At 47.8% G+C, this 14,999-nt stretch carries 8 protein-coding genes; 2 read left to right on the top strand and 6 right to left on the bottom strand.

The window, feature by feature from the left end; genetic code table 11:
* Positions 1–209 precede the first annotated feature (209 nt).
* A complete protein-coding gene (locus AC1DOV_RS17660; RefSeq protein WP_441874648.1) occupies positions 210–1,955 on the top strand; it encodes a methyl-accepting chemotaxis protein in 1,746 nt (581 codons plus the stop codon).
* A gap of 80 nt (positions 1,956–2,035) precedes the next feature.
* Here the strand turns inward: AC1DOV_RS17660 and AC1DOV_RS17655 are convergent, their stop codons facing one another.
* Positions 2,036–4,057: an ABC transporter ATP-binding protein gene (locus tag AC1DOV_RS17655; protein WP_441874647.1), complete on the bottom strand. Its 2,022-nt coding sequence runs from the start codon at positions 4,055–4,057 to the stop codon at positions 2,036–2,038.
* Positions 4,058–4,079: 22 nt separating this feature from the next.
* Positions 4,080–5,825, bottom strand: coding sequence for an ABC transporter ATP-binding protein (locus AC1DOV_RS17650; RefSeq protein ID WP_477550630.1), 1,746 nt, complete (start codon positions 5,823–5,825; stop codon positions 4,080–4,082).
* A 513-nt stretch (positions 5,826–6,338) separates the two neighbouring features.
* Between AC1DOV_RS17650 and AC1DOV_RS17645 the strand changes: the two genes are divergently transcribed.
* Entirely contained in the window at positions 6,339–6,827 is a 489-nt protein-coding gene (locus tag AC1DOV_RS17645) for a hypothetical protein (protein ID WP_477550629.1), read from the top strand.
* Here AC1DOV_RS17645 and AC1DOV_RS17640 read toward each other — a convergent pair whose 3' ends face one another.
* From AC1DOV_RS17640 to AC1DOV_RS17625, 4 genes are all read right to left on the bottom strand, one after another.
* Positions 6,828–9,125, bottom strand: a complete 2,298-nt coding sequence (locus AC1DOV_RS17640; RefSeq protein ID WP_477550708.1) for a helicase C-terminal domain-containing protein — start codon at positions 9,123–9,125, stop codon at positions 6,828–6,830. It lies immediately after the preceding gene.
* 219 nt (positions 9,126–9,344) lie between these two features.
* Complete coding sequence (locus tag AC1DOV_RS17635; protein ID WP_339205464.1) at positions 9,345–9,719, bottom strand: hypothetical protein; 375 nt, start codon at positions 9,717–9,719, stop codon at positions 9,345–9,347.
* 69 nt (positions 9,720–9,788) lie between these two features.
* Positions 9,789–10,955 carry a PP2C family protein-serine/threonine phosphatase gene (locus AC1DOV_RS17630; protein WP_477550628.1) on the bottom strand — a complete coding sequence of 389 codons (1,167 nt, stop codon included), beginning with the start codon at positions 10,953–10,955 and terminating at the stop codon, positions 9,789–9,791.
* Between the two features lie 813 nt (positions 10,956–11,768).
* Positions 11,769–14,888, bottom strand: a complete 3,120-nt coding sequence (locus AC1DOV_RS17625; RefSeq protein ID WP_477550627.1) for a beta-galactosidase — start codon at positions 14,886–14,888, stop codon at positions 11,769–11,771.
* Between the last annotated feature and the right edge of the window lie 111 nt (positions 14,889–14,999).

Genomic DNA, 14,999 nt, shown 5'->3' with positions numbered 1-14,999 from the left:
TCCCCGCTGAAAGTTGGCTGAAGACATGCTGTAATTGAACACTTTTCTAACATAAAGCCCCGTATTTCTCTAATAAAAGTTTGTTATTGTAATAACAGATGTCATTCATTGAATTGTAAAAAAATGGACTGTATCGTTACTATTCATTTTTCGACAGAATTCGACGATAACTTATCTTATCTTAACTTTTCATTATGGGGTGTGATTGCATGTTCCGAATTAAGGACAGAAGTTTAGTCGTTACCAGCTCCATCGTATTAGCCCTTCTCCTCGTTATTGTCATTAGCGTCACCGAGTATTTATCCTACAGCACGCAGAAAAAATCCTATTTAGATGAAATTGAACGGATTGGACAAACGCTTGGTTATCAAATCGAAGCTGGTCATGATCTGGTTACTTTTGGATACAACGAAGTATCCGCTGGGCGTGATACCAATAATGCTACGTTCAAGATGCTTAAGCTGCAGCTCGACGTCATGATTAAGAACGATATCGTCGCAAATGCATATGTGTATATGCCTGAGGTAATCGAACGCGACGGAAAAAAATTTATAAAGATGATGCAGAGCAATGAGGCTCTCTCCGCCGCAGGCCTTGGACCTGGAGATGAGTATGAAATGAGTGAAGCATTCGCTGGCAAAATTGATGATGCCCTAAATGAGGGATCTGCTTTGACCGAAGTCGTTACAGATGAATATGGTCAGTGGATTTCTTATTTAGCACGCGTAAAAGACCCAAGCGGCAAATTAATCGGCATATTTGGCATCGATGTTGATTTCAAACAAATTGATGATGCCTTAAATCTTATGTTTTGGAAAAGCATAGGGATTGCAGCGCTGCTAGCCTTTATTGCCATACTTATTATTGTTGCACTGGTAAGAATGACGTTGAAGCCGCTCAAACGGCTCGCGGAAGTATCCTCATTAGCAGCGAATGGCGACTTGACGCTTGCCGTTGCGGTCAAAGGAGGCAATGAAATAGCTCAAGTTTCTATCGCCTTTAATGAAATGATCGCAAGCCTTCGTCAGCTCACAGGCAGCATTCGAATAACATCCGATGAGGTGGCTGGCTCGGCTTTCAACATGCAGCAGAGTGCAGAGCAGACCTCCCGTGCGACAGAAGAAGTAACTGAAGCTATTCAAGAAGTTGCCTCCGGCTCTGAAACACAGCTGCAAAGCTTGCAAGAGTGCCAGCGCGCGATGACAGAAATGACGATCGGCATTCAAAGAATTGCAGAGTCGACCTCATCTGTATCTGAGCTGGCAGCGGACACTACGGCAATGGCTACGGAAGGCGAGACCGTTATTGATCAAACATTGCATCAAATGAATACTATCGAGTCCAATGTAGTCGAAACGGTTACGACCTTGCATGAGTTGAAGGAGCAGAGTGACAAAATAGGCGGCATCCTCGCCTTGATCGGCGATGTAGCCAATCAGACTAATCTGCTTGCACTTAATGCGTCTATTGAAGCGGCGCGTGCCGGCGAGCATGGCAAAGGTTTTGCTGTCGTTGCCCATGAAATCCGCAAGCTGGCTGAACGCTCCAAGGAATCCTCCGAACAGATTGGAACTATACTGCATAGCATCGGAAGTTATGCTTCAACAGCCGTTTCATCAATGGAGCAGTCTGTGGAAGCCGCGCGTTTCGGCTCAAACATCTCGGCACAAGCCGGCGAGTCCTTCCGCTCTATCGTTACTTCCATTCGTGATGTTTCCAGTCAAGTACAGGAAGTATCCGCAGCGTCGGAGCAAATGTCAGCTGGCAGCGAGCAAATTGCAGCTTCGCTAGATGCGCTTGAGGGCATAACGGCTAATTCCGCAGGAAACTCACAGCGTGTCGCTGCGGCGTCAGAAGAACAGCTTGCTTCCATGCAGGAGGTTGCAAGCTCCTCCGAGCAGCTGCGTAATTTAGCTTCTACCTTGAATGAGGCGATCAGCCGCTTCAAGACCTGATGTACTAACAAACGATAATATCTGCCCAAATAAAAAAGGCTAAGCGGGATGACTCTCGCTTAGCCTTTTTTTGCCGTTTTCTATGATGCAGATGCTGCGCCGAATTGCAGCTGATACATCGCGTAATATTTGCCGCGATGCTCCATAAGTTCATCATGGCTGCCTCGCTCCACAATGACGCCGCGATCAAGCACAAGAATTTGATCTGCACTGCGAATCGTCGACAGGCGGTGCGCGATGACGAACGTCGTGCGGCCTTTCTTCAGTACATCAAGTGCCTCTTGAATGATGGCTTCCGTCTCGGTATCAATGCTGGCTGTCGCCTCATCGAGAATAAGAATAGCGGGATCATAAGCAAGTGCCCTTGCAAAGGAAATCAACTGCCTTTGACCAGCAGACAGTGTGCTTCCCTTCTCAATAACAGGAGCATCAATGCCGCCTTGGAACTGACTGAACATGTCGTAAGCGCCAACGTCACGCAGCGACTGTACAATTTTCTCGCGGCTAATCTCCGGGTTATCAAGGCTGATGTTCGATGCAATCGTTCCGGTAAATAGGAATGGGTCCTGAAGAACGATACCCATATGCTGCCTTAGCAGCTGCTTCGGCATATCGCGAACATCAGTGCCATCTACGATGATCTTGCCCTCGTTCGAATCATAGAAACGAAACAACAAATTAAGAATCGAACTTTTGCCTGAGCCGGTATGGCCTACTAGCGCAACCGTCTGGCCTTGTTGAGCGTGGAAGGAAATATTTTTCAGCACATACTCATCCTTTTTATAAGCAAAAGAAACATCCTCGAACTTAACATCGCCCTTATATCGGTCCATTTTGCCGGAAACGACATCGATTCCTTCCTCATCCATCAGCTTAAATACTCGCTCTGCAGATACGCGCGCCGTCTCGAGATTGGATAGCTGGTTTACGATACCAACGATCGGCGCAAACATACGGTTCATATAATCGATGAATGCGTAAAGCACGCCGACCGATACCGCTCCGCGGAGTGAATCGCCCCAGAACATAATGAGTACAATGAGGAACAATGTATTCCGTATAACATTGACTAGATTATGCGATGTCACCGAGTTGAGGCTGAGCAGCTTGTTTTGATATTTATAATAATGCTCATTCATTTCCTCAAATTCCTTCGTCGTTTCCTTCTGACGGCGGAACGCCTGAATAATCGTCATCCCTTGTATCGATTCATTGATCATTCCGTTAATTTCACTCAGCTTTGATCTAATGATACGGTTATAACGAGCAGCGAATTTACGATAAACGATAATCCAAACGATGAGGATTGGCACAAGCGGCAGAGCCAGAAGCGCTAAGCGCACATCAAGCAAGAACAAGGCTCCATAAATAGCCACCATATAAATAACACCTGTAAAGAAATTTGCCAGCACTGCGACATACAGCTCGCGTATAGCTTCTGTATCATTAGTCACCCGCGAGACAACCTGCCCAGCTGATAAATTATCATAATAATTGACCGGCAGCCGCTGCGTGTGTGCAAATATATCCGTACGCATCTTGCGCACGATACGATTCGCTGACGTCTGCAGCATTAGCCGCTGTCCGTAGGTGAAGACAGCTACGAGCAGCAAAAATCCGAAATACATAGCTGCTAGCTTCATTAACGCCGGAAACTCCGGCTTATAGAAGGAATACAGCTCTTGTGATGTAAGCTGTGTTACTGGATACGAGACCGTTTCGCCCGTTTCCTTGTTTGTCACTGCAAGGTTGTTCCCCTCTACGACACGTTTGCCTTGATCAGATGCCAGCGCATCCTCCAGCCAATAAAATTTGCGTCCTACCTGCAGCACGCGAACCTCCTTGCCCTTCTGTTCCGAAGCGGCAAAGTGATCCTCGCGCTTATACCATTTATCTTTATAAAGAACCGCATACTCTTGTTTTGCTTCGACTTCATGCCATTTCTTCTCAATGCCGAGAATATTCTGGTCAATCATCCGTTTTGCAATTAGCGGTCCTGCAAGCTCTGCGCATACAGCAAGCACGAGCAGAAGAAGCGCAAGCAGGATCGGTTTTTTATAAAGCATGGCGTATTGAAACAATCGTTTTCCTGTGTTGCCCATTGCTCTTCACGCCTCCAATTTATTACGTTTCAATAATAGCCTCAAGCTGCTGACGATCATACTGCTCGCGATACCAGCCGCCCATCTCCAGCAACTGCTCATGCGTGCCTTCTTGCACAATTCGTCCTTCGTCGAGAACGATAATCCAGTTCGCATGCTGTACTGCGGATAACCGGTGCGTCGTAATGAATGTCGTCTTGCCTGCTCTTTCTGTACGTATGCCCTCAATAATCTCGGATTCCGTCTTCCCGTCAACAGCTGACAAAGCATCGTCCATTAGCAATATTTCCGGATCAGCGATAAGGGCACGCGCAATACTCACGCGCTGCTTCTGTCCGCCGGACAATGCCACGCCCCGCTCGCCTACCATCGTCTCAAGTCCATCCGGCAAAAATTTAATATCTTTGGCGAATGAAGCCCGCTCGAGTGCTCGCTGCAAATCGGCGTCTGTGCCTTCTTTTAGGCCGTAGAAAATATTTTCGCGAATCGTCTTCGAGAACAAGATCGGCTGCTGCGGCACATATCCGACCCAGCCCAGCATGTCATCGATTTTCAAGCTGCCAAGCGGCTCTCCAGATATATGAATACTGCCGCGTCCGAGCGGATATTCCCGAAGCAGCTGCTTCAGCAATGTAGTCTTGCCGCTGCCTGTTCTGCCTACGATACCAAGCGTCTGCCCCTGCGACAATGCAAAGGAGAGATCAACCAAGTTATCGACTTGGGAGGACGGGTAACGGAACGTCACATTTTTAAATTCAACGGACGTTGGTTCATCTACTTTCACCTGCGTTGCTGCATCAGCAACATCAGGCTTATAGCCAAGTGTTTCACTTACACGATCGAGCGAAGCGTTACCGCGCTGCATAATGTTAATGAGCTCACCGATTGCAAACATCGGCCAGATCAGCATACCAAGAAACACGTTGAAGGATACGAGCTCCCCGAGCGTAATTTCATTATGGAATACAAGATATCCGCCATAACAAAGCCCGATCAAATAACTTGTTCCAACGAGTATTTTCATCGTCGGCTCGAATAACGCGTCGATACGCGCAACAGCAATATTTTTGTTAAGCACTTCATTTGTTTTGGCGCTGAAACGTGCTTCGCTTGCTTCTTCCTGCACGAAGGCTCTGATAACCCGAACACCAGATACCGATTCCAGCACCTGATCGTTCAAATCGCCAAATGCGTCTTGCGCGTCCATGAAACGTTCGTGAATTTTTTTACCATAATGCTTCATCGCAAGCGCCATAAGCGGCAGCGGCAGCAATGCGGCAAGCGTAAGCTTCACGCTTATCAAGCCTGCCATAACAATTAGAATCGTAATCATAAATAAGGTCGAATCGATTAACGTCAAAATACCGAAGCCGGCTGTCTGCGCAACCGCTCCTAAATCATTGGTCGAGCGCGCCATAAGATCGCCCGTCCGATTGCGTTCATAAAAGGTGGGGGTCATTCGTAAAAAATGTCCCATTAATCGTGACCGCAGCAACTTCTCCAGCACAAATGCTCCGCCAAACAGCTTGTAATGCCATATGTACGTAATGACATAGCCTACTACCGTTAGTGCGATCCAGCCGTAAAGCACGCGATTAAAATCGGCTTGACCGAGTAAATCCTGATGTATGCCATCAATCGTATAGCCAATAAGCCAAGGCGGGATGACATCAATAATTCCTGTTAGAACTAGAAGTGTTATAGCAACCGTATAACGCTTCCAATGCAATTTAAAAAACCAGCTTAATTTTTTGAGTACACTAAACATGCTTCTCTACCACACCTTCCGCTATCCATCCAAGCTTCGTTTACCTTCGATTTACTCCCGAGAACACAAAAAAAGCGTGTCGTCGTAACGACACGCTTCTTCCCCTCAAAAAAACGCGACTTAGAACATAGTCAAGTCTCGCGAGGTCATAGAAAAGGCGCATAATTACGATGACGTAATCATGCGCCTCTGATGATGGGGTTTACCCTTTAATCAAAGTGAAACAACGCGCGGATGGATTACGTTATTCATGTTCAAATGATGGTTATTCTTCGCTGCAAATTGATTGTAATCGTAAGTGTTCATGTAACGTAACCCTCCTCTCGCTAAAATATATTAGTCACTTTACCATCCATAGAAATTACTGTCAATACCGATTGGTAAAAAAACAAATTATGCCGAGCAAGATGGCAAATGGAATATATCAGCGATTGACGGTACAAGAACGGGGAAGGTAAAATGTAAAATGGCTCGCAGCAGCCACTTATTTTTGAAAGAAGGTGATTTTACAGCATGCGTATTAGAACTTATGCAATCTGCTTATATATCATCACGATTTACTGGATTTCGTTACATATTCCGAGTATGCACACCTTGTTTTTCCCTACCTTGGGTGCCTTCAGCCTGCTCTTCATCTCGCGTCCATTCGAGAAAGCAGAGCTTCGCAAAATCGCCGTTGGCGCCGTGCTTTCCTCGCTTATCGGCTCTTTATTTGCCCACTGGAACGCGAGCGCTCTTTCGCTGCTTCTCACGCTTATCATCGTTATTTTTTGCATCCGAACCTTCAAATGGAATGCGCCTCCGATTTTGGCCGTCGCACTCATTCCTTTTTTTACACATCCCACGTTATTCTGGGTCGTTCCCTTGTCCGTATGCGGATCGCTGCTCGGGTTATTGATCACCTTATCGGCTGCAGCATATGTCGAAAAAAGGTTTGGTTCCGTGCAATTGCCGTCATTTCTCAGCCGCAAACCAAAAACAGAATCCGATTCTGTTAATTGATTATCCCTTCCACTCCTCAGGCAAAAGCCGTTGATACTGGGACTGCAAATACCGATCGTCGATGAGCACGAGTGTGCCGCGATCGGTTTCCGAGCGGATGAGCCTTCCTCCAGCTTGCAGCACCTTGTTCATTCCCGGAAATACGTAAGCATAATCGTACCCATTCTTGCCCTGCTCGTTAAAATAATCCTTCAGCATATTGCGTTCTACACCAAGCTGCGGCAAACCTACCCCAACAACGATAACGCCGACCAATCTGTCTCCGACGAGGTCAACGCCTTCCGAGAACACGCCGCCCATCACCGCAAAACCGATCAAGGACTTCCCGCTCCCAGCCTGAAATGCACCTAAAAAACGATCCCGCTCTTCCTCTGCCATATCGGGCGTTTGCAGCAGTACCTCTGCATCCGAGGCCGCTCCTGTTGGAACAGACCATTCCTTCAGCTCCATATACGTCTCATAAACAGCATTCATGTAAGCGTAGGATGGAAAAAATACAAAATAGTTACCCGGCCGCTCACTCATCAGCTCCATAATCAGCTTCGCTATCGGCAGCTTAGATTGATCGCGGTCATGGTACCTTGTAGAAAGCGGATTAATGACTACATCAAGCTGTTCCTTCGCAAAAGGAGACGGCACTGCGAGCGTATAGTCATTTTCACCCGCTCCCAGCATGTCCATATAATACGAGACGGGAGAGAGCGTTGCAGAGAAATAGATATGCGAGCGATAACCCTTGCCCACCTGCTGCAGCAATTGAGAGGGATCAAGGCAAAACAGCTTAAGCCGAACATCGCTCTTCGAAAGCTCGATATAGACGACATAACGCTCATCAAATAACTTAGCTGTCCGCACAAAATTTTGCGCTGCAAAATAAGTATCCAGCAGCGTGCTGTCTCCGCTAACACCTATAGCGATCGCCTGTTCCGCAGCCGATGCGAATGCATCCACTAATGTGACCAGCTCCTCCGGCAGCTGCCGCTGAATCAAATGCGGCGCCCCATCGCTGCTTTTGCGCAGCGCGATGAAATAATCATTGATTGCCTTGGCGGTGCGATACCCCTCGTTATGCACGCCCTTCAGCTCTCGCTGCAGCGCAAGAAACGGAGCTTTCGTCAGCTCCGCAGAGAACATCTCCCGCGCTCGATCCACAAGATTATGTGCTTCATCCACAAGCAGCGCTGTCCGTTTCTTCATCTCCGCATATTGACGCTTAAATGAAATGCGCGGGTCAAAAATATAATTATAATCACAGACAACCGCATCCGATGCATACGCCAAATCTAGCGAAAATTCGAATGGGCAAACCTTATGCTTATGGGCATAGGCTTCGATAACAGGCCTCGTCATAATCGTTTCCTGCTCCAATATATCAAGCACGGCTCCATTAATCCGATCATAGTAGCCTTCCGCGTAAGGGCAATGCTCTTTCTCGCAGCGGACTTCCTCCTGGAAGCATATTTTATCCTTAGCCGTAATCGTCACAGCGTGCAGATGCAGCCCTTTCTCGCGCATAAAAAATAGGGCGTCCTCGGCTGCCGCTCTTGTTGTCGTCCTTGCTGTCAAATAATAAAAACGCTGCAGCATGCCTGCTCCTATCGCTTTGATCGTTGGATAGGTCGTCGATATGGTTTTCCCTATACCCGTCGGCGCCTTCGCAAACAAACGAACGCCTTCCTCAATTGATTTGTAGACCGCTCCGGCAAGCTTGCGCTGCCCTGCTCGGTACGTCTCAAACGGAAAAGCCAGCCCCTTAATGCTCTCGTTCCTTAGCTGCTCATGCTTGCGGAGCTGCTGCACATAGGGAGCATATCGCGCAGTAATCTCATAAACGTATTGCTCCAGCTCTACGAAGCTGACTTCCCGCATGAACCGCCGCTCTTCCTCTGTTTTCGTCTGCACATAGGTAAGCTGTACACGCATTGCGGACTGTTCATGCTCCTTAGCATACATGTAGGCATAAAATAGCGCCTGCGCCCAGTGGACAGGATAACCGTCCTCCGCTATACGATCCAAGTCACCGCCAGTCGATTTGATTTCATCTACGGTCAATATCGGGTCTGTTCCGAGCAGTCCATCACAGCGACCGTCCACGACAAACAGCAGATCATCCAATTGGATATCCGCTTTGACATAGACCTCCTTCTGATCCTGCTCACCATAGGTTAGCTGTACTCTCTGATGCGCTTTCGTGCCCTCATGCATCGTATCGATGGCATTTAGCCTTACGTCGATGCTGCCGCTCAGAAATACGTATTCGACTAAGTTTCTCACCGATATCGTGACCGTATCGTTTATCAGCATATTTTCCTTCTACCGCTCCCATAAAGAACATTTGTTCCTCTATTGTAACATAAGCATCATCATCATCGCACAACAGTTATGTTTGTTATTCGCTTGGCGAAGCTACTTATCGCATGTATTAAATCGACAAATAGACGTCAATATTGTATGGAATACAACATAGACGTCTATTATGGAAGCCTTATTCTCCAGCTAATCTATGCGGATCAGTAGTTAGAGCTCTTCCGTCTCATCCTCAGGGTGATTGCCGACACCATTCAATAGGTCAATGCCGTGGAATTCCTCACCGGGAGACGCAGGATCGATCGGACTGTCCTTCGCCATAACGTCCGCATCGGGCACCGAAGCCAGCTCCTCAGAAATTTCCTCTGGCGTATCAACCTCGTCGTCCAGCCCCGCACGATTATCCAGCGAAGCAGGAATATGAGATTCAAGCACGTGTGTATCGGGATGCTGCTTCTCCAGCAGCTCCGATGCATGAGGCACAGCTGCGCCACTCGCATCCTCCGTAAACAAACCAAAATCAGGATCGATATCCTTTTCCGTTGCTAGGCTTTTAGCATGCCGCACATCATGTTCATTATCCATTATAAAGACCTCCTTCTTCATATCACCTACCTTATACTACCCACTATCTGGGCGTTTCTAACCATAAGCCTACACACAAGCTAATATGGCTATCGTTGCGTTATCCTGGTAAGGCCTTTGTTCTGCAAGCACATTCTGCAAAATAAACGCGGCGGCAAGCGGAGGATATAAGCACGACGCCTCCTCCAGCAGCTTATCTGATAAGTCGTCATAGAGCCCGTCACTGCACAATATAACTAGATCGCCCGTCAAAAGGTGCAGCGGCTCTTGATTGGCATCGATTTCTGTTATGCGAGGGATACCTAAATAACTTGTTAACAAATGGCGCTCCGGGTGTGACTCGGCTTCCTCCTGTGTTAGATTGCCCGCCAAAACATACTCCCGTAACCGATTCGCATAAATATGATCCCTCGTTAGCGGCATGAGTACTCCGCCTCGAAACAAATAAATTCGGCTGTCGCCGGCAGATATCCAATACAGCTCTCCTTGATGAATGACGGTCGCAATAAGCGTCGTTCCGACACTCCATTCGAGTTCATGACTTAGCGCCATCTCATATACAGCTTGATTGGCAAGATGCAGTGAATGCTCCAATGCCCGCGGGATAGACTCCTCTGTTGATTTTGCTATATATTCATTCAGCATCGTTTGCACGGCAAGCTGCCCCGCCTCCTTCCCCATAGCGTAGCCGCCCATGCCATCCGCAAGCACAGCGAGCACACCGTGACGCTCAATAGCTTCTTCATCTTCGAGTGACGAGAAGCCATAAGCATCCTGCTGCTCCTCACGCTCGCCAATATGCTGTGCATGACCAGTGATGACCTTCATCGTGATGACAGCATTACGGCTATTCGATATTAACTCAGCGGCAGCGTTTGCGGCTCCAACGATCTGCTCGATTGAAGGTGTTTTTAGAGGGACGGGTGGCGGCTCCCATGCAGGCGTTACGGCAACCTCTGGCCTTGACTCCGTCTCCGCTCTAGCGGCTTCAACCACTCCATGGCTGCGATTGCTTATGCGACTGTTGCCAGCTGGCAGATCGAATACAATAATCAGGATTAGCAGGGCCCCAAACCCGATCATGCCAATTGCGATCGCTATCTCAATAATCTCTCCTTGCTCACTAGTCCACAGCTGTTCCAGCTGCTTATCCGGAATCGCCGCTACTCCGATATAGACGATTACAAGCAGCAATAAAACAATAGCCAAACCTTTAATGATCCCTCTTCTGTTCATTAGATCCCCGCCTCGCCTCAGCTTGTCACCCACCATCTACCATTTTATTTGCGTTAGCAGCGATTTATGCCGAAACCATAAGTAGCAAACGTGCATAATAAGCAACTTCTTAGACAGAAAGGAACCGATGCACAAAAAGAAGGTGCTTTCCAAAAAGGTAAGAAGCCATGCGGCACGCTCTCATCCGCCTCTGCTCCTCTCAACGAAAATTGAACTAAAATGTAGTCTTATTTTCATCAAACGCCCCCATTATTCAAAAATAGTGCTAGAAATTAGTCTTAAACTTYCRCATCACCAGCAAATCAGCATSATWTGGAGCCGTTTCAGCGAAAATAGAGCTAAAATATAGCCTTATTTTCTTCAAACGCCCCCATTATTCAAAAATAGAGCTATAAATTAGTCTTAAACGTCCGCATCACCAGCAAATCAGCATCATATGGAGCCGTTTCAGCGAAAATAGARCTAAAATATAGYCTTATTTTCATCAAACAAGCCCATTATTCAAAAATAGAGCTAGAAAGTAGACTTAAACTTCCTCATCCCCCGCAAATCAGCATGATTTGGAGCCGTTTCAGCAAAAATAGAACTAAAATTTAGGCTTGTTTTCAACAAACAAGCCCATTGATCAAGAATAGAACTAGAAAGTAAGCTTATGTTTGTTTGATATAGTTCAGCTAAAGTTAGCGAAGCCGTTTTTTGAAAACAACTGCCTTATATGAAACAGAGGCTGTTCCAAAAGTAGATTTATCTACCTTTGAAGCAGCCTCTCGGTAAACTTTGCAGTTGTCTAAGCTAATAATCTTGCTACATCACTCAAACGATAATATCGCGATAGGACGCCAGCACATGGCCTTCCAAATCCGTCGCAAATAGAACCGAGCGTTCACTCTCCAGCACGAAGCTGTAGCTCTTGTTGGTTTTTGCGTCACGCACAGTTACAGGACAATCCGTACCCGCTTCCGAGATAAAAGTATACAGACTTCCTTGCTTAAATTGCAGCTTGCTGCCAAAGATCCCCGAATGGTCTCCGCCTGCTTCCCATACGATGCCTGGCTTCAAGTCCTCAGCCTCATGCAGCGCAGCCTCATAAAGCGCAATAAGGGTATCCGTACGCTCGTTAAGCTCCAGCGGCAGCGGGCACCACATGACTTTGCCTAATCCGTGGGCTACGGTACGAACGGTTGAAATGCCATCCGAATAGCTTCCGCTGCTGTCCAAAGCAATTTCTTTGTTCAGCTCGCCAATCTTCTTGCCTCCGAAAGAAGCTTTGAAGGTATGCTCGCCAATTTGCAGCGTTTCCTCCCGTGATATATTGCTTAAACGATACGGTCCCACAATCGATTCGGCCCGTGAAGTGGGCTTCCAATATTCATCCAGCCCAATAGGTCCGGTGAAGAGCAGCGTGCCTCCATGCGCTTCAACATGCGCAAGCAGCTCCGTCAGCGCAGCATCACTGAAATTGTGAGCGCTCGGAACGATAATGAGCTTTGGTTTGTCGCGCTGCAAGGTTTCCAAGTGAAACTCTCCAATGCCGCGATGCGGAAGCTTCATTTCGTAGCCCAGCACACGAGTCAAGTTTCCTGTCGCTTCGCAAGCAAAACGACGGCTGGAGAAATCATTGGAGTAAGGAAACACTACCGCAATCTCCTCTAGCTGGCGTTCCTCAAACAAGCTCGAAATGTGCCCAATAAATTTGCCGAAGTCATAGGATACATCCGCTTCCGGCTTCTGTGTCCCGTCAGCCCGCAGTGCACCGATATTCGACTCGCAAACATTGTCCATGAAATAGTTTGTATTCCACAGCCACTGCACCGCACCTGCGCCGCCTGCGGCAAAAGCATATGCATATTTGCGCTCCAAGATGTTCCTCAGCTCTTCCTCTGAACGCTTCGCCCGGTTATCCGGCATTTCCACATACATAATGCCCGTTTCTTGAATCAAGGTCGGCTTGCTAGGATCTTTGCCATATACGCTGTCCCATAGCAGCCTGTCATTCAGCCACCAAGTGTGTACGGTTGTGTAATCTACGCTTTCCGCATAAATTAGCGGAGAAGGACGCGGCCCCATGCCAAGCGCCTCGTCTTGGCCAACGGTCACGAGCTGACGCGGGGAAATGGCATGAATCGTTGCCGTAAGCTCCCCTACCCAGCGGTTATGCATATCCATCGTAAACCGTGTATAGTCCAGCCAGCGCGTGTTTTTCTTCAGCTTCTTCACGTCTTGAATATCAAACGCGATGTCCGTTTGCTCCGGCAAGGTGATCGCTTCAAAGTCCGGCAGCTCCGTGCTCGTCATATTCCACCGCGCCTGCAGCTTGCCAATCGATGCGTGCCGCTGCTTTAGCCAATTCACATAGGCTGCTTTTTCAAAAGGATCATGCATGGAGCGAGGCCCTGAGAAAATGCGCATATGATCAAATAATGAAGGCTCATTGATCAAATCCCACTGTACATTGGACGTGTGTTTATGCCTGGATACGATCGCTGCAATAAACCGTTTTTGTGCTTGTACGCTTCTTGGATCGAGATACGGATTTTTGCCTTCCCAAGCTTCGGGAGCAAAGGCGAAGAAGCTGAAGGTCATTTCAATCTCATGTTTAGCCGCTGTCAAAATAAAAGCATCTACAGCTCTGAGCAGCTCTTCCGATGCATGTCCATCCTCGAACATAAGATGCCGCCACGCCGTCCATAAACCGGTACGAATCAGGTTGATGCCGGCTTCCTTCATCGTCGCCATATCTTGATCCCAGATCGCGGCATTTGGCATAGACACGAATTTCCGGCCAACATCCGAGGTCATATACGTCATTCCTACAATCGGGAAGGGAGCGCCATTTTTCTCAAAATAATCCCGACCAACTGCAAGCGGCGTACCTCTCTCCAGCAAATCGCGGTCATACCCCCAGAAGCCCTGCCGCAGTACTCTTTTTTCTCCGCTTTCAGCTTCGGCTTCACATACAATCTCATACAAGCCCGGCTCAATAGCGAGCGGTACACTAAAACTCATATACTCGATTTCGCTTCCAACGCTCACGCTCAACTGATGCTCCCATACCGCCTTAGTCTCTCCTTGCTTATAAATAGAAATAGCCATCGACCAGTTCTCTTGCTTGCTGCTTTGCTCATAGCCGTATGCCGCTTTAATCTGCTGTGCTTGAAGCGTCAGATATGGTCTCTCTGCTTCATAATAAACCGCGTAGCTCGGTTTAATCCAAAGCTCAGTCACACCCCTTGAACAAAATGCCACCCATTCTGCAAGAGCATCCGCGCCTGTGCCCGACCAGAAACGGTCAGTCAGCTGTTGATTCACAAACAACCAGCGTCCGCCTGCAAAATCGCCCTTGTTATGCTCGATCAGAACGACAGGAGCCGATACCTCCCGGCCGCCTGCAGACATTCCCTTTAGAAGCGGACGAATGTGTGCATTCATCGGTCCCTGCGAGCCCGTAGCCTGATTCAGCTGATCCCGCTCATGCGTCACATGCAAAATAAGGCCAAACGTAGGTTCAATTGTGAACAAATGCTCTTTGCCCTGCAGCAAAGGCAGCTCCTGATTGTGGCACAATTCAGTCGAGCGCGTATGATCGACAGCAAGTGCCTCATGAATAAATAGTTCCTGATGGTACGCTGTCATCTCCTGCTGGACGTCCCACTGCTCGCCATCCCGGCTCACCGGCAGTTTAAAAGGGGCTCCGCCTGCATGAATCAATCCCCCGCCCCGCTTTACAAAAGCGAGTATTTCCGGCCATGATGCTTTCGGAAAATACGATCCGTGCAAATGAACGAGGCAGTTTACCCCGTCTTCTTTAAGAGCTGCTGACAATCCTTCCGCATCGGTTACTTTAAACAGACTATTCAGCTTTTGAAGTGCCTCTGTATTTGGCGCACAGCCGTCTAACGGAAAAGTAGGGTCATAAAATAGTACTGCTTTCATGGTTCTCGCTCCTATCATTTCTCTATTGTTTATGGATCTTTACTTTCCATGATCCGCTATTTATTGCATAATGGAAGACTAAGCATCATGATTGAACATGGATTACAATTA

The sequence above is a fragment of the Paenibacillus sp. 01T47 genome, assembly GCF_056398245.1.
The sequence above is the reverse complement of the archived record's forward strand: the minus strand, read 5'-3'. Positions and strand labels throughout refer to the sequence as shown.